17 protein-coding genes are annotated in these 20,840 nt (G+C 56.4%); 6 read left to right on the top strand and 11 right to left on the bottom strand.

Annotated features, from left to right (window positions below; genetic code table 11):
• Positions 1-173: 173 nt before the first annotated feature.
• Together fdhF and RRF55_RS15985 are read left to right on the top strand one after the other, a co-directional pair.
• On the top strand, positions 174-2,321 hold the full coding sequence (fdhF, locus tag RRF55_RS15990; protein ID WP_439419142.1) for a formate dehydrogenase subunit alpha: 2,148 nt from the start codon (positions 174-176) through the stop codon (positions 2,319-2,321).
• Between the two features lie 229 nt (positions 2,322-2,550).
• On the top strand, positions 2,551-3,237 hold the full coding sequence (locus tag RRF55_RS15985) for a tetratricopeptide repeat protein (RefSeq protein ID WP_004151733.1): 687 nt from the start codon (positions 2,551-2,553) through the stop codon (positions 3,235-3,237).
• A gap of 36 nt (positions 3,238-3,273) precedes the next feature.
• On the opposite strand, the gene gltP is transcribed toward RRF55_RS15985, so the two are convergent.
• Both gltP and RRF55_RS15975 read right to left on the bottom strand, forming a co-directional pair.
• Positions 3,274-4,587 carry a glutamate/aspartate:proton symporter GltP gene (gene gltP / locus RRF55_RS15980; protein WP_004146659.1) on the bottom strand — a complete coding sequence of 438 codons (1,314 nt, stop codon included), beginning with the start codon at positions 4,585-4,587 and terminating at the stop codon, positions 3,274-3,276.
• 111 nt (positions 4,588-4,698) lie between these two features.
• The gene (locus tag RRF55_RS15975) at positions 4,699-4,899 is read right to left on the bottom strand and encodes a hypothetical protein (RefSeq protein ID WP_004226113.1); all 201 of its coding nucleotides are present in this window, start codon (positions 4,897-4,899) and stop codon (positions 4,699-4,701) included.
• A 100-nt stretch (positions 4,900-4,999) separates the two neighbouring features.
• Between RRF55_RS15975 and acs the strand changes: the two genes are divergently transcribed.
• From acs to actP, 3 genes are all read left to right on the top strand, one after another.
• Positions 5,000-6,958, top strand: a complete 1,959-nt coding sequence (acs, locus tag RRF55_RS15970; RefSeq protein WP_002885145.1) for an acetate--CoA ligase — start codon at positions 5,000-5,002, stop codon at positions 6,956-6,958.
• Between the two features lie 183 nt (positions 6,959-7,141).
• On the top strand, positions 7,142-7,453 hold the full coding sequence (locus RRF55_RS15965) for a DUF485 domain-containing protein (RefSeq protein WP_004177812.1): 312 nt from the start codon (positions 7,142-7,144) through the stop codon (positions 7,451-7,453).
• Positions 7,453-9,105 (top strand): cation/acetate symporter ActP, encoded by a 1,653-nt coding sequence (gene actP, locus RRF55_RS15960; protein WP_024623073.1) that lies wholly within the window; start codon positions 7,453-7,455, stop codon positions 9,103-9,105. Before RRF55_RS15965 ends, actP begins: the two co-directional genes overlap by 1 nt.
• 46 nt (positions 9,106-9,151) lie before the next feature.
• On the opposite strand, the gene RRF55_RS15955 is transcribed toward actP, so the two are convergent.
• From RRF55_RS15955 to RRF55_RS15925, 7 genes are all read right to left on the bottom strand, one after another.
• Positions 9,152-10,249, bottom strand: coding sequence for a type 1 fimbrial protein (locus RRF55_RS15955; protein ID WP_002885139.1), 1,098 nt, complete (start codon positions 10,247-10,249; stop codon positions 9,152-9,154).
• 19 nt (positions 10,250-10,268) lie between these two features.
• Positions 10,269-10,817 carry a fimbrial protein gene (locus RRF55_RS15950; protein WP_151152145.1) on the bottom strand — a complete coding sequence of 183 codons (549 nt, stop codon included), beginning with the start codon at positions 10,815-10,817 and terminating at the stop codon, positions 10,269-10,271.
• Between the two features lie 35 nt (positions 10,818-10,852).
• On the bottom strand, positions 10,853-13,432 hold the full coding sequence (locus RRF55_RS15945; RefSeq protein WP_020324833.1) for a fimbria/pilus outer membrane usher protein: 2,580 nt from the start codon (positions 13,430-13,432) through the stop codon (positions 10,853-10,855).
• Positions 13,386-14,075 carry a fimbrial assembly chaperone gene (locus tag RRF55_RS15940; protein ID WP_087847632.1) on the bottom strand — a complete coding sequence of 230 codons (690 nt, stop codon included), beginning with the start codon at positions 14,073-14,075 and terminating at the stop codon, positions 13,386-13,388. The genes RRF55_RS15945 and RRF55_RS15940 overlap by 47 nt, the downstream gene beginning before the upstream one ends.
• Positions 14,076-14,135: 60 nt before the next feature.
• A complete protein-coding gene (locus tag RRF55_RS15935; RefSeq protein ID WP_004192602.1) occupies positions 14,136-14,693 on the bottom strand; it encodes a fimbrial protein in 558 nt (185 codons plus the stop codon).
• A 510-nt stretch (positions 14,694-15,203) separates the two neighbouring features.
• The gene (locus RRF55_RS15930; RefSeq protein WP_002885088.1) at positions 15,204-15,893 is read right to left on the bottom strand and encodes an LrgB family protein; all 690 of its coding nucleotides are present in this window, start codon (positions 15,891-15,893) and stop codon (positions 15,204-15,206) included.
• Complete coding sequence (locus tag RRF55_RS15925; protein ID WP_002885086.1) at positions 15,890-16,297, bottom strand: CidA/LrgA family protein; 408 nt, start codon at positions 16,295-16,297, stop codon at positions 15,890-15,892. Before RRF55_RS15925 ends, RRF55_RS15930 begins: the two co-directional genes overlap by 4 nt.
• 105 nt (positions 16,298-16,402) lie before the next feature.
• Between RRF55_RS15925 and RRF55_RS15920 the strand changes: the two genes are divergently transcribed.
• The gene (locus tag RRF55_RS15920; protein ID WP_048299747.1) at positions 16,403-17,284 is read left to right on the top strand and encodes a LysR family transcriptional regulator; all 882 of its coding nucleotides are present in this window, start codon (positions 16,403-16,405) and stop codon (positions 17,282-17,284) included.
• A gap of 162 nt (positions 17,285-17,446) precedes the next feature.
• Here the strand turns inward: RRF55_RS15920 and RRF55_RS15915 are convergent, their stop codons facing one another.
• The gene (locus tag RRF55_RS15915; protein WP_002885082.1) at positions 17,447-19,093 is read right to left on the bottom strand and encodes a Na+/H+ antiporter; all 1,647 of its coding nucleotides are present in this window, start codon (positions 19,091-19,093) and stop codon (positions 17,447-17,449) included.
• Positions 19,094-19,240: 147 nt separating this feature from the next.
• On the bottom strand, positions 19,241-20,590 hold the full coding sequence (locus RRF55_RS15910) for an NCS2 family permease (protein WP_002885079.1): 1,350 nt from the start codon (positions 20,588-20,590) through the stop codon (positions 19,241-19,243).
• Between the last annotated feature and the right edge of the window lie 250 nt (positions 20,591-20,840).

Below are 20,840 nucleotides of genomic sequence, written 5' to 3'. Positions count from 1 at the left end.
CATCTCCAGTGTATCGACACGTCAAATCTGTCGACAGGCTGTTTTTCGTCAGCATTCCGCCCAAAAAACCCGCGTATCATCAAGGAATACCCACAATGAAAATATGGCATAGAAGATGCATAGTGACGGCGCGATAGCGCAAACGCGCCCATTGAATAACTGGAGCAAGACCGATGAAAAAAGTCGTCACGGTTTGCCCGTATTGCGCATCAGGTTGCAAAATCAACCTGGTGGTCGATAACGGCAAAATCGTTCGGGCTGAAGCGGCGCAGGGGAAAACCAACCAGGGAACCCTGTGCCTGAAGGGCTATTATGGCTGGGACTTCATTAACGATACCCAGATCCTAACGCCGCGCCTGAAAACCCCCATGATCCGCCGTCAACGCGGCGGCAAGCTGGAAGCCGTCTCCTGGGACGAGGCGCTGGATTACGTCGCCACCCGCCTCAGCGCCATTAAAGCCAAATATGGCCCGGATGCGCTCCAAACCACCGGCTCCTCCCGCGGCACCGGTAATGAAACCAACTATGTGATGCAAAAATTCGCGCGCGCCGTTATTGGTACCAATAACGTCGACTGTTGCGCTCGCGTCTGACACGGCCCTTCGGTTGCAGGTCTGCACCAGTCGGTCGGTAACGGCGCCATGAGTAATGCCATCACGGAGATTGATAACACCGATCTGGTGTTTATCTTCGGTTACAACCCGGCGGATTCCCACCCTATCGTGGCGAATCACGTCATTAACGCTAAACGCAACGGGGCGAAAATTATCGTCTGCGACCCGCGCAAAATTGAAACCGCGCGCATCGCCGATATGCACATTGCGCTGAAGAACGGCTCGAACATCGCGCTGCTCAACGCCATTGGCCACGTGATTATTGAAGAGGATCTGTACGATAAATCCTTCGTCGCCAGCCGTTCCGAAGGCTTCGAGGAGTATCGCAAAATCGTTGAAGGCTATACGCCGGAGTCGGTGGAGGAGATCACCGGGGTCAGCGCCCAGGAGATCCGCGCCTGCGCCCGGATGTATGCCAGCGCCAAATCCGCCGCCATCCTGTGGGGCATGGGCGTCACCCAGTTCTACCAGGGCGTGGAGACGGTGCGGTCGCTGACCAGCCTCGCGATCCTCACCGGCAACCTCGGCAAGCCGAGCGTCGGCGTCAACCCGGTACGCGGCCAGAACAACGTTCAGGGCGCCTGCGATATGGGTGCGCTACCGGATACCTATCCGGGCTATCAGTACGTCAAGTTCCCGGAGAACCGCGAGAAATTCGCCAAAGCCTGGGGCGTGGAAAGCCTGCCTGCGCATACCGGCTATCGCATCAGCGAATTGCCGCACCGCGCGGCGCACGGTGAAGTGCGGGCGGCGTACATTATGGGTGAGGATCCGCTGCAGACCGACGCCGAACTCTCGGCGGTCCGCAAAGCGTTCGACGATCTGGAACTGGTTATCGTCCAGGACATTTTCATGACCAAAACCGCCTCCGCGGCTGACGTCATCCTGCCGTCCACCTCGTGGGGCGAGCACGAAGGCGTGTATACCGCAGCGGACCGCGGCTTCCAGCGCTTCTTTAAAGCGGTGGAGCCGAAGTGGAACCTGAAAACCGACTGGCAGATCATCAGCGAAATCGCCACCCGGATGGGCTATCCGATGCATTACAATAACACCCAGGAGATCTGGGACGAGTTGCGGCATCTGTGCCCGGACTTCTACGGCGCCACCTACGAGAAAATGGGTGAGCTCGGCTATGTCATGTGGCCGTGCCGCGATGAGTCCGACGCCGATCAGGGAACGTCGTATCTGTTTAAAGAGAAGTTCGATACCCCGAACGGACTGGCGCAGTTCTTCACCTGCGACTGGGTCGCGCCGATCGATAAGCTTACCGATGAGTACCCGATGGTATTGTCGACGGTGCGCGAGGTCGGCCACTACTCGTGCCGTTCAATGACCGGTAACTGCGCGGCGCTGGCGGCGCTGGCGGATGAACCAGGCTATGCGCAAATCAACACCGCCGACGCCGAACGGCTAGGCATCGAAGATGAAGCGCTGGTATGGGTCAATTCGCGTAAGGGGCGCATCATCACCCGCGCGCAGGTCAGCGATCGGCCGAATAAAGGCGCGGTGTACATGACCTACCAGTGGTGGATCGGCGCCTGTAACGAACTGGTCTCAGAGAACCTGAGTCCGATAACCAAAACGCCGGAGTACAAGTACTGCGCGGTCAACGTTGAGCGGATTGCCGATCAGCGCGCCGCGGAACAGTACGTGATCGACGAGTACAACAAGCTGAAATCCCGCCTGCGCGAAAGCGCGATGGGTTAAGGTTCGGCGGTCTGACCCGGCTCGCGCGATGCGTTAGCCGGGTCAGGCGCAGCCGCCACCCGGCACATAAACGGCTCCGTGTCCACAGTCTGTCGCCCGGCGGCGCTGCGCTGGCGCGGGCCTACGGTCAGGTAACGCAAATCGGCCCTACCTACCGATACCCGCCATTTTCTTCTTTTTCGCCTCCCTTTATACTGCGCGCTATGTTCCTTACTGATAATAAATACAAATGAAATACCTCTTTTTATTTCTACTGGTTTTCACCAGCGGCGCAGCGGTGGCCACCGAACCTGGCAGTCAGTATCAACAGCAGGCCGAAGCCGGCGATCGACGCGCGCAATATTACCTTGCCGATACCTGGGTCAGCTCCGGCGATTATCAAAAAGCCGAATACTGGGCGCAGAAGGCGGCCGCCCAGGGCGATGGCGATGCGCTGGCGCTGCTGGCGCAGCTCAAAATCCGTAACCCCCAACAGGCGGACTATCCGCAGGCCCGCCAGCTGGCGGAAAAAGCCGTCGAGGCCGGCAGTAAATCCGGAGAGATCGTCCTCGCGCGGGTGCTGGTCAACCGTCAGGCTGGCGCCACCGACGTAGCGCACGCCATCACGCTGCTGCAGGATGCTGCCCGGGATAGCGAAAGCGATGCGGCGGTAGATGCCCAGATGCTGCTGGGGCTGATCTACGCCAGCGGCGTACACGGCCCGGAGGATGATGTGAAAGCAAGTGAATACTTTAAAGGCAGTTCATCACTTTCCCGCACCGGCTATGCCGAATACTGGGCCGGGATGATGTTCCAGCAGGGAGAGAAAGGCTTTATCGAACCGAATAAGCAGAAGGCGCTGCACTGGCTCAACGTCAGTTGCCTGGAGGGGTTTGATACCGGCTGCGAAGAGTTTGACCGGATCAGTAAAGGATAAGAAAAAGCCCGGCGCTATCGCGCCGGGCTTTGTGTTTTATTGGGCGGTTTTATCAAACTTGCCCAGCACTTCGCGTTCATAGGCCAGCGCTTTTTTGCGATCGAACTTATGCTCCCACTTGGCGATAACCAGCACCGCCAGCGCATTACCCACCACGTTCAGCGCGGTACGCGCCATATCGAGGATACGGTCGACGCCGGCAATAAAGGCAAGCCCTTCCAGCGGGATCCCAACGCTACCCAGGGTGGCCAGCAGCACCACGAAGGAGACGCCCGGCACGCCGGCGATCCCTTTCGAGGTCACCATCAGGGTCAGCACCAGGGTAATCTCCTGCCAGATAGAGAGGTCAATACCGTACAGCTGGGCGATAAAGATCGCCGCGATGCTCTGATACAGCGTTGAACCATCGAGGTTGAAGGAGTAACCGGTCGGTACCACAAAGCTGGTGATCGACGCCGGCGCGCCGTAGGCTTCCATCTTCTCAATAATGCGCGGCAGTACGCTCTCCGAGCTGGCGGTAGAATAAGCCAGAATCAGCTCATCTTTCAGGATGCGGATCAGGATCCAGATGCTCAGACCACACAGGCGCGCGACAATCCCCAGCACCACCAGCGCGAAGAACAGGATCGCAAAGTAAACCAGCAACACTAGCTTGGCCAGCGGCCACAGCGAGGCGAAACCGAAGGTGGCGACGGTTACCGAAATCAGGGCGAATACCCCGACCGGCGCATAGCGCATCACCATATGGGTGACTTTAAACATGGTCTCGGAGATAGAGCGGAAGACCGTCACCAGCGGCTCACGGTGGGTCGCCGGCAGCGAGGAGAGCCCCAGGCCAAACAGCACCGAGAAGAAGATAATCGGCAGCATATCGCCTTTCGCCATCGATGCCACGATATTGGTCGGCACCAGCGACAGGATGGTGCCCATCAGGCCGTGCGCATGGCTCTGCACTTCGGCGGTGGTGTTCTGATATTTCGAAATATCAACTGCCGCCAGCTGCGACATATCAATGCCCGTCCCCGGCTGGAAGACGTTGGCCAGGGTGATACCCAGCACAATCGCCACCGTGGTGATCACTTCGAAATAGATAATGGTTTTGGCACCGATCCGCCCTAACTGTTTGGCGTCACCCACGCCGGCAATCCCGACCACCAGGGTCGAAATGACAATCGGGACCACGATCATTTTAATCAGATGGATAAAGATATCGCCCGCCGGCGTCAGCAAATTGCTAATTAACCAATCGCGACTTTCAGCGTGGTAATGCAGATAACTGCCCAGAAGGATACCCAGCACCAGGGCTAGCAAAATTTGCCAGGCCAGACTGACTTTTTTTGTTTTCTTCACTACTGACTTCCTCAATGAAAGGCACCATTCCTTTTCGTCATGGTACCCACTGCAGGGGGTATGAATTGTGTTGCGTTGCTTTGTGGGGTTATTTAACGCGCAATATCAGTATCATTTGCACGGCATGCTGCGCAAGCCTTTAAGAACAGGGCTTTCCTCTGCTTTTATGCATAAAGCAGCGAATTTCCCCCAGTTATATTGCATAAGTATTTGTAATAAAAAAATTTTCACAGCTTCCGTTTCTATAAATTCATTTGCGTAATTATTTCGCTTCAAAGTTTCATTTGATGAAATTTCACCCAGTTTAATCATTGCGTGATCTGCCCCCCAATTAACAAACAAAGCTGTCAAAACCCCTACTCTTAACGTTTGTTTGACATATATTTAACAAGTTCAAAGGAGAAAAAAAGCCATGAGCCAAATTCACAAACACCCTATTCCCGCTAATATTGCGGAACGTTGCCTGATTAACCCGGATCAGTACAAGGCGCAGTACCAACAATCCATAACCGACCCTGATACATTTTGGGGCGAGCAGGGCAAGATCCTTGACTGGATGCGGCCCTATACCCGTGTAAAGAACACCTCCTTCGCACCGGGTAATATTTCCATCAAATGGTATGAAGATGGCACCCTGAACCTCGCCGCTAACTGTCTCGACCGCCACCTCGCCGAACGCGGCGATCAAACCGCCATCATCTGGGAAGGCGACGACGCCAGCCAAAGCAAGCACATCACCTACCGTGAACTGCATGCCGACGTGTGCCGTTTCGCCAATGTGCTGCTCGACCTCGGGATTAAAAAAGGCGACGTGGTCGCTATCTATATGCCGATGGTGCCGGAAGCCGCGGTGGCGATGCTGGCCTGCGCCCGCATCGGGGCAATCCACTCGGTCATTTTCGGCGGCTTCTCGCCGGAGGCGGTGGCCGGACGCATTATCGACTCCAGCTCACGCCTGGTGATCACCGCTGACGAAGGGCTGCGCGCCGGTCGCGCCATCCCGCTGAAGAAAAACGTCGATGACGCGCTGAAAAACCCGAACGTGAAAAGCATTGAGCACGTGGTGGTCCTGAAACGCACCGGCGGCAATATCGACTGGCAGGAAGGCCGCGATCTGTGGTGGAGCGACCTGATTGCGAACGCCAGCGCCGAACACCGGCCCGTCGAAATGAACGCCGAAGATCCGCTGTTCATCCTCTATACCTCCGGCTCCACCGGTAAACCGAAAGGGGTGCTGCACACCACCGGCGGCTATCTGGTCTATGCGGCCACCACCTTTAAATACGTTTTCGACTACCATCCGGGCGATATTTATTGGTGCACCGCCGACGTGGGCTGGGTCACCGGCCATAGCTATCTGCTGTACGGCCCACTGGCCTGCGGCGCCACCACCCTGATGTTCGAAGGGGTGCCGAACTGGCCTACGCCGGCGCGCATGTGCCAGGTCGTCGATAAGCATAAGGTCAGCATTCTCTATACCGCCCCGACGGCTATTCGCGCCCTGATGGCGGAAGGCGACAAAGCTATCGAAGGCACAGACCGCTCCTCGCTGCGCATTCTTGGCTCGGTCGGCGAACCGATTAACCCGGAAGCCTGGGAGTGGTACTGGAAGAAGATCGGTAACGAGAAGTGCCCGGTGATGGACACCTGGTGGCAGACCGAAACCGGCGGCTTTATGATCACTCCGCTGCCGGGCGCGATTGAGCTGAAGGCCGGCTCCGCGACGCGTCCGTTCTTCGGCGTCCAGCCGGTGCTGGTGGATAACGAAGGCCTGCCGCTGGATGGCGCCACCGAGGGCAACCTCGCCATCGCCGACTCCTGGCCCGGCCAGGCGCGTACCCTGTTCGGCGACCATGAGCGCTTTGAGCAAACCTACTTCTCCACTTTCAAAAATATGTACTTTAGCGGCGACGGCGCGCGTCGTGATGAAGATGGCTATTACTGGATCACCGGCCGGGTGGATGACGTCCTGAACGTCTCCGGACACCGTCTGGGGACCGCCGAGATCGAATCGGCGCTGGTCTCACACCCAAAAATCGCCGAAGCGGCGGTGGTGGGGATCCCGCATAACATCAAAGGCCAGGCCATCTATGCCTACGTGACGCTCAATCACGGCGAAGAACCGACGCCGGAGTTGTATGCCGAAGTGCGTAACTGGGTACGCAAAGAGATCGGCCCGCTGGCGACACCGGATGTGCTGCACTGGACCGATTCGCTGCCGAAAACCCGCTCGGGCAAAATCATGCGCCGCATTCTGCGTAAGATTGCCGCAGGCGACACCAGCAACCTCGGCGATACCTCGACCCTCGCCGATCCTGGCGTCGTGGAAAAACTGCTCGAAGAGAAGCAGGCCATTACCATGCCATCGTAAGTAAGGACCGATTCCCTACACCCTCTCCCCTTCCGGGGAGAGGATAAAAATAAGTCCCTCCCCCAGGATTTCACTCGCAGGAACGCCGTCAGCAACACCTGTCCCGGCTCCGTCGCCGGAGGGGTTGCTGTCGCCAGCGTCCGCCGAGTGGATGACGAAAGGGAGACCTCTGGAGACGCTAAGATGAATGAACAACTTTGTCAGCGGATAGAAAATAGTGCGCATTTCAGGGAGTTAGTTGCATCACGGCAACGGTTTGCCGCCATTCTGTCAGTGATTATGTTAGTGATCTACGTGGGCTTTATTTTGCTTATCGCCTTTGCACCCGGCTGGCTCGGCACCCCGCTGCACGCCGGAACCAGCGTCACCCGCGGGATCCCGCTCGGCATTGGCGTGATCGTCATTTCGTTTATCCTGACCGGTATTTATGTCTGGCGAGCTAACGGTGAATTCGACCGTTTGACCAAAAGCGTTCTCAACGAGGTAAAAGCATGATCAAGAGAGTCCTGACGGCGCTCGCCGCCACGCTGCTGCCCCTCGGCGCTCACGCCGCAGACGCTATTACCGGCGCGGTACAGCGCCAGCCGACCAACTGGCAGGCGATTGTCATGTTCCTGATTTTCGTCGCCCTGACGCTGTACATCACCTACTGGGCCTCAAAACGGGTGCGTTCGCGCAGCGATTACTACACCGCCGGCGGCAATATTACCGGCTTCCAGAACGGGCTGGCGATTGCCGGCGACTTTATGTCAGCGGCGTCGTTCCTCGGTATCTCCGCGCTGGTGTATACCTCCGGCTACGATGGGCTGATCTACTCGCTGGGCTTTCTCGTCGGCTGGCCGATTATCCTGTTTCTAATTGCTGAACGTCTGCGCAATCTTGGCCGCTATACTTTTGCCGATGTCGCCTCTTACCGCCTGAAGCAGGGGCCGATCCGCACCCTCTCCGCCTGCGGTTCGCTGGTGGTGGTGGCCCTGTATCTGATTGCCCAGATGGTGGGCGCCGGCAAGCTAATCCAGCTGCTGTTCGGCCTTAATTACCATGTCGCCGTAGTGCTGGTTGGCGTGCTGATGGTGCTCTATGTCCTGTTCGGCGGCATGCTGGCGACTACCTGGGTGCAGATTATTAAAGCGGTTCTGCTGCTGTGCGGCGCCAGCTTTATGGCCTTTATGGTCATGAAGCACGTCGGCTTCAGCTTCAATAACCTGTTTACCGAGGCGATGGCGGTCCACCCGAAAGGGGCGGCGATTATGAGTCCCGGCGGACTGGTGAAAGATCCGATATCTGCGCTCTCTCTGGGTCTGGGTCTGATGTTCGGTACTGCTGGCCTGCCGCATATTCTGATGCGCTTCTTTACCGTGAGCGACGCCAAAGAAGCGCGTAAAAGCGTCTTCTACGCCACCGGTTTTATGGGCTATTTCTATATCCTGACCTTTATCATCGGCTTCGGCGCCATCATGCTGGTCGGCGCGAACCCGGCGTTTAAAGACGCGGCCGGACAGCTTATCGGCGGCAATAACATGGCGGCTGTGCACCTGGCGGATGCGGTTGGCGGCAACCTGTTCCTCGGCTTTATCTCTGCGGTAGCCTTCGCCACTATCCTGGCGGTGGTGGCGGGCCTGACCCTCGCCGGCGCGTCAGCGGTGTCGCACGACCTGTACGCCAACGTCTTCCGCAAGGGCGCGACCGAGCGTCAGGAGCTGAAGGTCTCCAAGATCACCGTGCTGATCCTTGGGGTGGTGGCCATTCTGCTGGGTATTCTGTTTGAAAATCAGAATATTGCTTTCATGGTCGGCCTGGCCTTCTCCATCGCCGCCAGCTGTAACTTCCCGATTATTCTGCTGTCGATGTACTGGTCGAAGCTGACCACCCGCGGCGCGATGGTCGGCGGCTGGCTGGGCCTGCTGACTGCGGTCATTCTGATGATCCTCGGCCCTACCATTTGGGTGCAGATCCTCGGCCATGAGAAAGCGCTGTTCCCGTATGAATATCCGGCGCTGTTCTCCATTGCCATCGCGTTCATTGGCATCTGGGTCTTCTCCGCCACCGATAACTCACCGGAAGGGATGCGCGAGCGCGAGCAGTTCCGCGCCCAGTTTATCCGTTCACAAACCGGGATCGGTATCGAACGCGGCCAGGCGCATTAATCGTCCTCTCCCTTCCCCGGCATCGTTCGGGGAAGGGATTCTCCCCTCAGTTATAAGTAAAGGTGATCACCCCGGTGGCGTTGGCTGTCCCCGCGGTCACCGCGCTCCCCGTCCTGTAATAGTTAGTGGATAAGGCGAGCGTCTGCATGGCCGCTGCGCCTCCGGGGCTGTCGGGGTTGGTGAAATAGCTGTAGCTGGCATCCGCGCCGCTGTTGGTCACCGTCGCGCGGCTCGAAGTATAGAGGCTGATATCGGTATTTAACGGCAGTGCTTTGCCATTCAAATTTAACTGCACTCCCACGCCAGTGGCGGCATTCTGTTCCGCCGTGAGGGCCATCACCGTATTGTCAGGGTTATCCCCGCTTGCAGAAGCAGCCGCCACACGCATCGAAACGTTAGTTCCCGGCTCGCAGGAGAGGCTCAGAGACTGCCGCGCGCTACCCACCTTCGTCGCGGTATTAAACTCACTGGCATTGATGCTGCCCATGGAAAAACTGAGATTATTGCTACCGACAATACACCCCATCGGGATTAGCTGGATGCTGGTGGTGCCGCTGATGTGCAGTTGTGAAATAGCGATGGTCCCCTTTTTATCCTTGGCCGATACCGTGGCCACCGGGTCGCTGAACGATAATTGACTCTTGCTGGCGATGGCGCCGCCGGTGGCCACCAGCTGCAGCTGATACGCCGGGGTATAATGAGTCGACGCGAAAGAGTCGAAAAGACCTGTCGGCTTTCCGAGGTAATAATTCACATCACCAATATAATGCACCTGCGAGTCGGGGCTGAAATCATCGGTGTCATCGCCATATTCACCGCTGATATTGAGCCACACCTTGACGCGGATACCGATCCCCTGCACCGAGGTGGCATAGATATTATCCCCTATCAGTGCCCCGGCATTGTTCGAGGACCAGGCAAAAACCGCGTAGGTGCTCCCCTCACAGTTAAGCAATTCCGTTTGCGAGCGCGTAATCTTCCCCGAGTCATACAGTACCGTCCCTGCGGTATAGCTCCCGGCATTGACCAGGATCTTTTCCGGCAGGTTGGTCATCGAGACATCGCCATAGTTGGTTCCCGTGCAGGCCGCCCAGCTATAGACGGGACACAGTGCCAATATGAGCAATAAGATCAGTTTTTTCATACCCATCCCTGTCGAAACGTTATTTGTAGGCCACATCGAACGTGGCGGTAAACCCGACCATCCCGGACCTTACCTGGCCATAAGGCGAAAACATACGTGCCACCATATTAAAGGTATGGATATCCGCATCGTCCCCAAAGGTATAGAGATACTGGTCGCCGGGGCCAAGGGGCTGCTGGTCGGCCATGCTCTGCAGCTGCAAACCGACGCCGCTGGCACCGTTGCTGCCAGTCTGGAAGTTTTTATAGATTGAAGCGTGGGTGCTATCGAAGCTGGTGCCGCTAAACGCGATGGTCACCGCCGACGCATCGGCGGAACAGCTGGAAAAGACCAGCTTAACCGGCACGCTGGCGCCGCTCGCCCCGGCATGTCCGGAGAACGTCTGCGAGGAGACGGTGCCTAAATCGATACTGTTCGACGGCTCCACGGCCACCTCACAGGAAGGCGCTTCGATGGAGCCCGTGACGTTAAAATTGACCGTGCTGCTGCCCTCATAAGCCAGCGCCGGAAGGGAGAGCAGCAAAATGGCCACCAGGAGGCCCCTTGTGCTGCCGTCTCGCATATTCATATCAGCCCCTCTTCCATGTTGAAAACCTGCATCCATTACCGACATTCGGCCTGATAGAACAGAATATCGTCGCCAAGGGCCATGCCGGAGAAGTCATAATGAACGGTGCACTGCTCACTGCTTTTCTCCCCCCAGCGCGCTAACAGCTGGCCTTTTTTCTGCAGCCCCGTTAGATACACCTGCCCCTCATCGCCAACGATATTGCTGCGCGACGCGCTACCGTGATCATTATCGAGGGTCACCAGCGCGCCGAAAGGCACCACGCCATTGCGGGTACGCAGGGTGAGCATCGCCTTATAGCCAATTCGCGTGTCGTACTTCACTTTGACGATCGCATTGCGCGTCGGAACCACCGTTCTGGCGACGTTATCCACTTCAGCGCCAGGTATTTCCTGTTCATCCAGCGCCAGGCTGTTACGATGGTACGGACGGACGTAAGGCACCACCGCATATCCGGCGGCATCCGTCGTCACGTTTGTCTGACCGCGCACTGTCACATCGCTGACGCCAGGCGTTTCGACCAGCGCAGAACTCTCGCCCAGAAAGCGTGATAGCGTGAGTCCGCCCGCATGGGCGACCATGCCCCCGCGCAGCGAATAGTTGTAGTGATTGCTGTAGCGGTCGTAGCCATAGCCGCCAGCTACATCCCCTTTCGAGCCCTGGTAGTTGACGCTGAGGTTGCCGGAGGTGCTTTTATCCTGCGTGTTGTACCCTTCCAGTACGCTCCAGTTCAGGGAACGATCCTCAAACGCCGAGCCGTTGAGCCCCACGCTGTGCGTGGTATCGTTATGTCGACCATGGTTCATGGTGTAATTTGCCGAGAGCGTCTCGCCAAGCGGAATACTTAACGTCAGGGAGATGACGGTATCGCTGGCCGGCCGGTTATTGTCGCTGTCATCGGTGCTTTGCACATTGCGGTTATAGGAATAGTTAATAAAGTAGGAGGCCTTGCCAATCGACCCGCTATAGCCCACGCCCACCGATTCCATACGCGAACTGTCCCAGTAGGTCTCATTGACCAACGAAAGCGAGAGCGAACCATAGCCAAACAGCGTTTGCGACAACGATGCGTCAAACCGGCCTTTCGTTCTGCCGCTCTGCGTACAGCAGTCGCGCTGTGTGGAAGAGTTATCGACAAAGTCCTGAAACGAATAATATCCCGAGGTGGAGTAGCGATAACCGGCCACGGAAAAGCTGGTGCCCGTCTGCAGAAAGCTTTTACTGAAGCGGACGCGATACGATTGCCCTTGCTCTTTACTGGTTGACGAGGCCGTATCGCTGGTTTTCACGTCGGCCCACGACTGAGAGCCATCAAACGACAGCGCACCGATAGTACCGAGGTTAAAGCCAGCGCCTAACAACAGGTTGGTGTATTTATCTTCCGCCTGCTGGAAACCAGTATAAAAAGTGATGTTGCTGGTGGCGCCATAGGCCAGGGAAGACTGAATAAAGTTATATTCTTTATCGTCGGAGCTACCCGATCGCGTCCTGCCGCTGCTCAGCGCATAGTCCAGCTGGCCCTCACGTTGCAGGATCGCCAGCGACGCGAAAGGCACCACAAAGTTTTGCTCGCTGCCGTCAGACTCTTTAATGTTGACGTACAGGTCGCCGGCGCTGCCGGTGGCGTACAGATCGTTAATTTCAAAGGCGCCGGGAGCGACGGTGGTTTTATAAATGCTGTAACCATTCTGATAAACCGAGACCTCCGCGGTGGTGCGCGCGATCCCTCGAATCGTCGGCGCAAAGCCATGCAGGCTATCCGGCAGCATCTCTTTGTCCGAACTGAGCTGCAGACCGGTAAAACTCAAACTGTCGAAAATGCCGGAAGAGGTATACGTATTACCGACCACCAGCTGGCTGCGTAGGGTGTGAATATCGCGGGCAAGATAGGAGTAAACCGACTCCCAGCGGCTGTTGTTATCGCTGTGGCTATAGGTGCTGTAGTTGCGCAGGCGCCATGGTCCCAGATTCAGCCCAGGCTGCAGGCTGACGAACTGACTGTCGATAGTGGCGCCGTTATGCCGCGGCGCATTACGCTGACCGGTGACGCTATAGTTGAGAAGACCGGCATTGATCCCCTGTTGCCACTGGCTCTCGGGAATATAGTCTCTGGGGCGATTCAGCATGGCGGCCTGCGGCACGGTAAAATCAATGCGCTGCTGGGCAAGAGATACCGAGAACGTCATCCCGGGGATCGCCGACAGCCGGGCGCAGGTTTCCCCTGCCTCGAACAACTGCGGATAGGCGGTGGTATTAATCAACCATGAATTCAGATACTCCGCGGACAGGCAGGGAGAAGCAGTCGCGCCTGCGTCATGGCTAATTTCCTGAAAAGTCAGCGAGTCTGAACTGACGTACTTATCGTTGATGTAAACATCCAGGTGATAGGTGCCCGGCGGTATGCCATCTTGCGAAAAATAGGATAGATCAACCGAAGCCGCAGGACTCTCGGCGACTTCGAGTAAATTTGGGTTGAAATATTCGCCGGCCTCCGCGCGAGAGGGCAGAGTACTTAGGCACAGAATAATAGCGACGCAGATACTTTTAGTTGAAAATAGCAGCTCAACGCTACTGAATGATAGCGGTATATTTCTTCCCTGACATACCATAATCATTAATCACGCTCCATGTGATCTCTTTTTTTCCTGTCGCCGACAGGCTACTCTGCACGGGTATTTTTAAGGTGGAAAACGGGGCAGCAAACCATGCGCCAGAAATATTTTTACCGTTAAGGCTAACCTGTGAGAAATTCATATACAGCGGTGAGTTATTTTTTACCGTCAGCGACGACCTCTCTTTCCCCCACTGTAATTTTTCAGCGTACGCTTCCGGTGTATTACCTTTTAACGCAGCGGGTCGATAAATCAATTTTATTTTCGAATTAATCGCAAACTGTACGACATTTTTATCAGGTACATACTCTGTTGCCGGGATCCCTTTAATATTGAGCCAAAACATCGACTCGCGATCGTCGGGTAATTTCTTTCCTGATCGAACTACGCGGACAAATCCTTTCTCCCCGGCTTTGAGACGAAACAGCGGCGGCGTAATAATAAATGCGTCTTTGGCAGGTGAGGCTGCATCAACCACCGAGAGCCAGGACTGAACGATATTGCTGTTCTGATCTTTATTCTCAACCGTTATTACAGCGTTATTTTTCGTACCATCAAAAACCAGACGCGTACCGCCAACGACCACGCTGGCCTGCGCGAAGGAAGAAGACAGCAATAAACCGATCGCAAAAAAAGGATATCTCATATGTTTAATTTAAGGGGAATAGCAGGCGATTCCCCTTTCTCCATTCAACAAGAAGCCGAATTAATGATAGGTCACGTTATAAGTCACGGTTGTCTGAACGGTACCTTTCGTCGGATCGGCATCACCCGATTTCACCATTTTAACGGTGAACGGAATGGTTGCTGCACCCGAAGAGATATCAACATCAGAACCCTCTTCGTTATTCTTCATCACATTGCCCGCTTCGTCGAAAAGGGCCACAGCGACGCCGGTTGCCGGCTCATCAGTTGCCTGGTTTTTAAAATAATCGCTGTTCGCGGTATCGGAAACACCGCCAAAAGTGACGCGGGCGATACTGTTGCCACCTTCTTCCGCGGTCGGGCAATCAGCTAAGCTAAAGGAGAAGTTCTTGGCAGCGCCGAAGGTATACGCTTTCAGATCCGCCACTGAGGTGGTGCCCATATCAATAGCCGTTACACCGCCATCAATGGTCGCCGTACAGGTGGTATCGGAAACAATACCATTAAAGGTAATGGTGTTATCAGCCTGCGCAACGGTAGACAGCGCGCTGCAGGCAGAGAAAATCAGGGCACCCGCCAGAAATTTTTTACTCATCTTCATATTTATTCCCATATCCATTATAAACGACAATCAGTCCGTCAATTGCTTTATGCAGCGATATTAGAGAATGAAATTCAAGCAGCGCGGCGTCATGCATGTATTTACATGACATATGGTTTATGACAATCAATATTATTCATAAATAAACGACCAGCATTTGAATCCATTCAATAATACAAGCTCGCGTAAAAATAATAACTAGCATGAGGTAAGAACTCAATTATTAATGTAAAAATTGATTTTTTGCGACATAACATCGCAACGCATGCGCGGCCATACTCAAAACCATAAAAACCAAAGAGTTATAAAGTTATAAAATTCGCAAAGATAATTGGATATTTATATAATATTTGCCCCATAATTAAATACGGGCATGCAGAGAAACATTTAGTTACAAAGTCAGTGCTGATATAAGAATTGGCTTAATCTTTTATGATGAACCGTTAAATGCATCAATAACAAAAACAGGGAATAGCCGATAGCTATTCCTCTCCTCAATATTTATTAACATTCACTCTGGCGATAATGTTAAAACAGCAGCCAGCGGACGACCGGCGCAGCCAGCACCACCACTACGCCTGACAGCATCATCACCAGGCTGGCCACCACGCCCTCCTGCTGGCCCAACTCATACGAGCGCGCCGTTCCCGCACCATGGGAAGCCGCGCCGAACCCGGCTCCTTTCGCCATCCCCTCCCGGATAGCAAGACGTAAGAACAGCATATCTCCCACCGCCATGCCAAATACGCCGGTGATCACCACAAACAGCGCCACCAGATCGGGTTGACCGCCGAGCGGTTTCGCCGCCGCCAGCGCAAAGGGCGTGGTCACCGAGCGCACCGCCAGGCTACGCTGAATTTCATCAGACAACATAAACCCGCGCGCCAGCCATACGGAACTGGTGACAGCCACCACTACCGCCGTCACCACCCCGGCGCTGAGCGACATCCAGTGGCGTTTAATCACCGCGACATTTTCATACACCGGAACGGCAAAGGCGATGGTCGCCGGGCCCAGCAGCCACAGCAGCCAGTGGGTCTCTCCCATATAGCTCTGATAAGAGATGTGGCCTACCACCAGAATCAGCACCAGCAGGATCGGCGTGAACACCAGCGGCATCAGAGGGAGTTTATGAAAACGGCGATACAGTTTTTTGTTGGCGTAATAGAGGACCAGCGTCGCCACCAGGCACAGGATACTCAGCACGGCATCGCTCATTTTTTTAACCTGCCCACTTCGTAACGATAGACCTTGTCAACGACCCAGGCGGTGGCGCCGAGCACCATCAGCGTGCTTAAGGCAATCACCAGAAAAATCCGCCAACCATCGACCATCAACAGCTGGGCGTAGTTCACCACCGCGACCACCGCCGGGACGAAAAACAGCAGCATCTCCGCCAGCAGCCAGCGGGCGCCGGCGCGCACCCAGCTTACCGGTATCACCCGGCAGACGATCAGCAGCAGGAGCATCACCATGCCGACCAGGTTAGCCGGCAGCGGTACCTGCCACCTGTTCACCAGATATTGTGCGAAGATGAATAACCCGACGTAGAGAAGTACCTGTACCGGGATCTGAAGTCGTTGCGCCACGGCGGGGGCAACGCGAGCTGGCGCGAAGGCCATGTGCGATAGTCCTGAAAAAAAGAAGTCAGGCGAGCAGTATAGAGAGCCGCCGAAGCGGACAGAAATGAATTAAAATCATCGCAGGTATAGTCTCAGGGAATAATTATGGATATCCGAACGCTGCGCTATTTCGTTGAAGTGGTTCGTCAGCAGAGTTTTACTCGCGCGGCGGAAAAGCTGTTTGTCACACAGCCCACCATCAGCAAGATGCTCAAGAATCTCGAAGATGAGCTAAACTGCACGCTGTTGATCCGCGACGGCCGCAAACTACTGCTCACCGATACCGGGCGCGTCGTCTTTGAACGCGGCCAGGCGATCTTGGGCGAGTTCAGCCAGCTGGAGTCAGAGCTGAGCGATATCAACCACCTGCATAAAGGGGTGCTGCGGCTTGGCATTCCGCCGATGGTCGGGATGCTGATGGCTGAGCCGATCAGTCGCTTCCGCCATCGCTATCCGGGCGTCGAGCTGAAGATCGCCGAGTTTGGCGGCCTGACGGTCCAGCAGGCGGTCAGCAATGGCGAACTTGATATGGCGATGACCGCCCTGCCTGTCGAGGAGGATAGCAGCCTCACCATTCTGCCGTTGTTCAATCACCCGCTGTGCGTCCTGACGCCAAGGACCGCGGAGTGGGAAGGTAAAACCTCGCTCTCGCCGGCCGAGCTGGCGTCGCATCCGCTGGTTATCTACAACGAGGAATTTGCCCTTAGCCAGCAGCTGATGCGGCTGTTTGCCGAGCATGACGTGAAGCCACGTATCGCAGTGCGCAGCGGCCAGTGGGATTTTCTCGCCGCCATGGTGCAGGCGGGCATTGGCGTAGCGATCCTGCCGGAGCCGATTTGCCAGCGTCTCGACCGGCAGAATTTTTGCTGGATCCCGTTGCAAAGCGAGCTGCGCTGGGAGCTGGGGATGATTTGGCGGGAAGGCGTATATATGTCGCGCAGCGCTGAAGCCTGGCTGACGTGCAGCAAAGCGTTCTGGCTGGAATAATTCTCTGGTGACAACGCGTTCCGCAAGGGAAGGGGTAGCCCGGGTCAGGCGCTTGCGCCGCTGCCCGGGTTTCCCCCGGTCGCGCTAACGCTTACCGGGGCTACACATTTACTGCAGTCTCGCCAGTAGTCCGAATAAGCGTCGCGCTATCCGGATTACAGGTTATTGATCTTCGATTAACAGCGCTTCCAGCAGGTCGAGATCGTGGAGCAGCTTCTGCAGCGTCTCGTTACTGATCTGCCGGGTGGCGCGCAGATGATACAGCTCGCCGCGCTCAGAGCGCAGCGCCGCCAGGCGGAAGCGGCGTTCCAGACTCTCTTCGAGCATAGAGGTTTCCACGTCGTTACGCCCATCGGCGCGCCGGCGCAGGTTACCGATCACCCGCGAACTGACTTCGGTCAGCAGCTGGGTATCGATATTCTCTTTGGTATCCGCCGCCAGACGCTCTTCCATCTTCTGGATCGCCACAATCGCCACGTCAGCCGTTGCCGCGCGCGCCAGACGCTCCTCTTTCCGCTGCTGCACATTATCGCTCGATTCAATGTGACGTAGCAGGATCGGCAGCGCAATCACCCCGACGAACAGCGAGAACAGGATCACCCCGGCGGCGAGGAAAATCAGTTCATAGCGCGCCGGAAAGACATTCCCGTCCGGCAGCAGCAGAGGAATGGAGAGCACACCGGCGAGGGTAATCGCCCCGCGCACCCCGGCAACGGAGGAGATCAGCAGCTCGCGCGTAGTCCAGGAGCCAAACTCCATCGGCTTCTTCTTCAGGAAGCGCTGACTGAGCTTACGCATCGACCACAGCCAGCCAAAACGCACCAGCATCAGCGCGGCATAGATCAGGATAATGTCGGTAAACAGCATCCAGGTCTCAACGTTGGGGTCGGCCTCCGCCGCTACCAGCGAACTGGAGAGGATATCCGGCAGCTGCAGGCCCAACAACAGGAAGACCATGCCGTTGAAGACAAACTCCAACATTGCCCAGGTGCTGTTGGCGCGCAGGCGCATGGCCAAGGGCGCGGTGCGCATCACGCCGGAACGGGTGATGGTCATCCCCGCCGCTACCGCCGCCAGGATGCCGGAGACACCGATATGTTCGGCAATCAGATAGGAGGCAAACGGCAGCAGGAACAGCAGGACAATCTGCGTGGCGGGTTCATCCCCGCCCCAGCGGCTGAGGAAGCGCATCGAGCGGCCATACGACCAGCTCACCACAAACCCGGCCAGCACGCCGCCAATCGCCACCTTCAGAAATTCTACGGTGGCGCCGCCAACGGTAAAGACCATGGTGCCCATCGCCACCGCGACGGCAAACTTGAGCGAGACCAGGCCGGAGGCGTCGTTCATTAGCGCCTCCCCCTGCAGAATGCCCATGATTTTCTTCGGTATCCGCCCTTCCCCAACGATGCCCGAAAGCGCCACGGCGTCGGTCGGCGACAGCACGGCCGCCAGCGCGAACGCCGGGATCAGCGGAATGCCCGGCACAATCCAGTAGATCAGAAAGCCGATGCCGACCACCGTCACGACCACCAGCGCTAGCGCCAGGCCGAGGATCTCGCGCCCGTGTTCAATAAATTCGCGGGTTGGCGTTTTCCAGCCGTCGGCGAATAGCAGCGGCGGGATAAACAGTACCAGAAACAGCTCTGGATCAAATTCAACGTGCAAACCAAAGGTCGGCCACGCCAGAAGCGCGCCAATGGCGATTTGCATCAGTGGAAGTGGAACCTGAAAGGGCAGTACGCGCGTCACTACCCCGGAGAGTGAGACCACAAGGGTCATGATGAGGATGGTAAAGAATATTTCCATGTGTTCCCTGTTTGCTGCGTTTTCTTTTATACCTGTAAGGCGTCGTGCCTGTGAATCATACGCTACCCAGATTAACGCAAATGGAAACAGGATGTGGCTTAAAAATAAAACGGGCGGCCTGAGCCGCCCGTGAGGAGCACGAAGGGTTTAAATCGCCCAGCCGCCGGCGTAGAACACCACCAGCGCCACAGCGATAATCACCGTGCCGAGGTTCAGTTTGCGCCACTCTCCGGAGACCAGACGGCCAATAACCAGGGTCGCGAAACCGATCATGATGCCCGTCACGATGTTACAGGTCAGCACGATAAACACCGCGGTGATCAGGCCAGCCATCGCGTCAACAAAGTCATTGAAATCGATTTTCGCCACGTTGCTCAGCATCAGCAGGCCAACGTACATCAGCGCCGGCGCGGTCGCGTAGGCCGGCACCAGATAAGAGAGCGGGGAGAGGAACAGGATCAGCAGGAACAGGACACCGACCGTCACCGCGGTCAGACCGGTTTTACCACCGGCCGCGGTACCCGCCGCCGATTCGATATAAACCGCCGCCGGCGCCGCCCCGACTAAACCGGAGAAGACGCTGCTCAGGGAGTCGGTGGTCAGCGCTTTACCGCCGTTGATGATCTGTCCGTCCTTATCCAGCAGGTTCGCCTGGCCAGCCACGGCACGGATGGTACCGGTGGCGTCAAAGACCGCCGTCATCACCAGCGCCAGCACGCTTGGCAGCACGACCGGGTTGAGCGCGCCGACGATATCCAGGCTGCCGATCAGGGAATTACCCTGGCCATCGCTCAGGGATGGCATAGCGAAAATGCCGGAGAAATGGACGTTGGGATCGAAAATCAGGCCGACAATCGACACGCCGATAATGGTCAGCAGAATGCCGCCCGGCACCTTCATTTTTTCCAGACCAATGATCACCGCGAGGCCAATCAGCGACATCACCACCGGGAAACTGTCAAAGTTGCCCAACGCCACCGGCAAACCGTCCAGCGGGTTTTTGATCACCAGACCAACGCCGTTGGCGGCGATCAGCAGCAGGAACAGGCCAATGCCGATCCCGGTACCGTGCGCCACGCCCTGCGGCAGGTTACGCAAGATCCAGCTGCGAATGCCGGTTGCCGAGATCACCGTAAACAGGACCCCCATCAGGAATACTGCGCCGAGGGCTACCGGAATACTGATCTGCTGCCCCAGCACCAGGCTGAAGGCGGTGAAGGCGGTCAACGAGATAGCGCAACCGATCGCCATCGGCAGATTCGCCCATAATCCCATCGCCAGCGAGCCAACGCCCGCTACCAGACAGGTCGAGACAAACACCGCGGCCGGCGGGAAGCCCGCTTTTCCGAGCATGCCCGGCACCACGATGACGGAGTACACCATCGCCAGAAAGGTAGTAAGACCTGCAACAATCTCCTGACGCACGGTGCTGCCGCGCGCCGAAATTTTAAACCAGGCGTCCAATGAACCGCCGGTACGCGCTGAAGGCGTAGACATAGAAAACTTCCCCTGAAAATTTTTATCGTTCGTTGATATGCGTGGTGGACCGTCCACTGCCAGTTAAACGCGATCTCCATGTACCGAATCGCAGCGCCAGGGGGGCCGCAAAAAAGCAAACGTTTAACTCCGCGCATACACTACGGTGGTCAACCTTATCGCCTCCCCCGGACAGCAGAAAAAAGGGGGAGCGAAACAGAAAGGCAAACGATTATCCGGCCTTTAGATAACCCTTTTCAACCGATGTTTA

It is taken from the genome of Klebsiella sp. K47, from assembly GCF_051858335.1.
Classification (GTDB): domain Bacteria; phylum Pseudomonadota; class Gammaproteobacteria; order Enterobacterales; family Enterobacteriaceae; genus Klebsiella; species Klebsiella pneumoniae.
This window is presented reverse-complemented; position numbering and strand designations above follow the sequence as displayed.

Bases quoted from the DNA above. Each gene is read 5' to 3' on its own strand.
- RRF55_RS15985 (WP_004151733.1), top strand. From the start codon at position 2,551: ATGAAATACCTCTTTTTATTTCTACTGGTTTTCACCAGCGGCGCAGCG.
- RRF55_RS15975 (WP_004226113.1), bottom strand. From the start codon at position 4,899: ATGATTAAACTGGGTGAAATTTCATCAAATGAAACTTTGAAGCGAAAT.
- acs (WP_002885145.1), top strand. From the start codon at position 5,000: ATGAGCCAAATTCACAAACACCCTATTCCCGCTAATATTGCGGAACGT.
- RRF55_RS15965 (WP_004177812.1), top strand. From the start codon at position 7,142: ATGAATGAACAACTTTGTCAGCGGATAGAAAATAGTGCGCATTTCAGG.
- RRF55_RS15955 (WP_002885139.1), bottom strand. From the start codon at position 10,249: ATGAAAAAACTGATCTTATTGCTCATATTGGCACTGTGTCCCGTCTAT.
- RRF55_RS15950 (WP_151152145.1), bottom strand. From the start codon at position 10,817: ATGAATATGCGAGACGGCAGCACAAGGGGCCTCCTGGTGGCCATTTTG.
- RRF55_RS15945 (WP_020324833.1), bottom strand. From the start codon at position 13,432: ATGATTATGGTATGTCAGGGAAGAAATATACCGCTATCATTCAGTAGC.
- RRF55_RS15940 (WP_087847632.1), bottom strand. From the start codon at position 14,075: ATGAGATATCCTTTTTTTGCGATCGGTTTATTGCTGTCTTCTTCCTTC.
- RRF55_RS15935 (WP_004192602.1), bottom strand. From the start codon at position 14,693: ATGGATATGGGAATAAATATGAAGATGAGTAAAAAATTTCTGGCGGGT.
- RRF55_RS15930 (WP_002885088.1), bottom strand. From the start codon at position 15,893: ATGAGCGATGCCGTGCTGAGTATCCTGTGCCTGGTGGCGACGCTGGTC.
- RRF55_RS15925 (WP_002885086.1), bottom strand. From the start codon at position 16,297: ATGGCCTTCGCGCCAGCTCGCGTTGCCCCCGCCGTGGCGCAACGACTT.
- RRF55_RS15920 (WP_048299747.1), top strand. From the start codon at position 16,403: ATGGATATCCGAACGCTGCGCTATTTCGTTGAAGTGGTTCGTCAGCAG.
- RRF55_RS15915 (WP_002885082.1), bottom strand. From the start codon at position 19,093: ATGGAAATATTCTTTACCATCCTCATCATGACCCTTGTGGTCTCACTC.
- RRF55_RS15910 (WP_002885079.1), bottom strand. From the start codon at position 20,590: ATGTCTACGCCTTCAGCGCGTACCGGCGGTTCATTGGACGCCTGGTTT.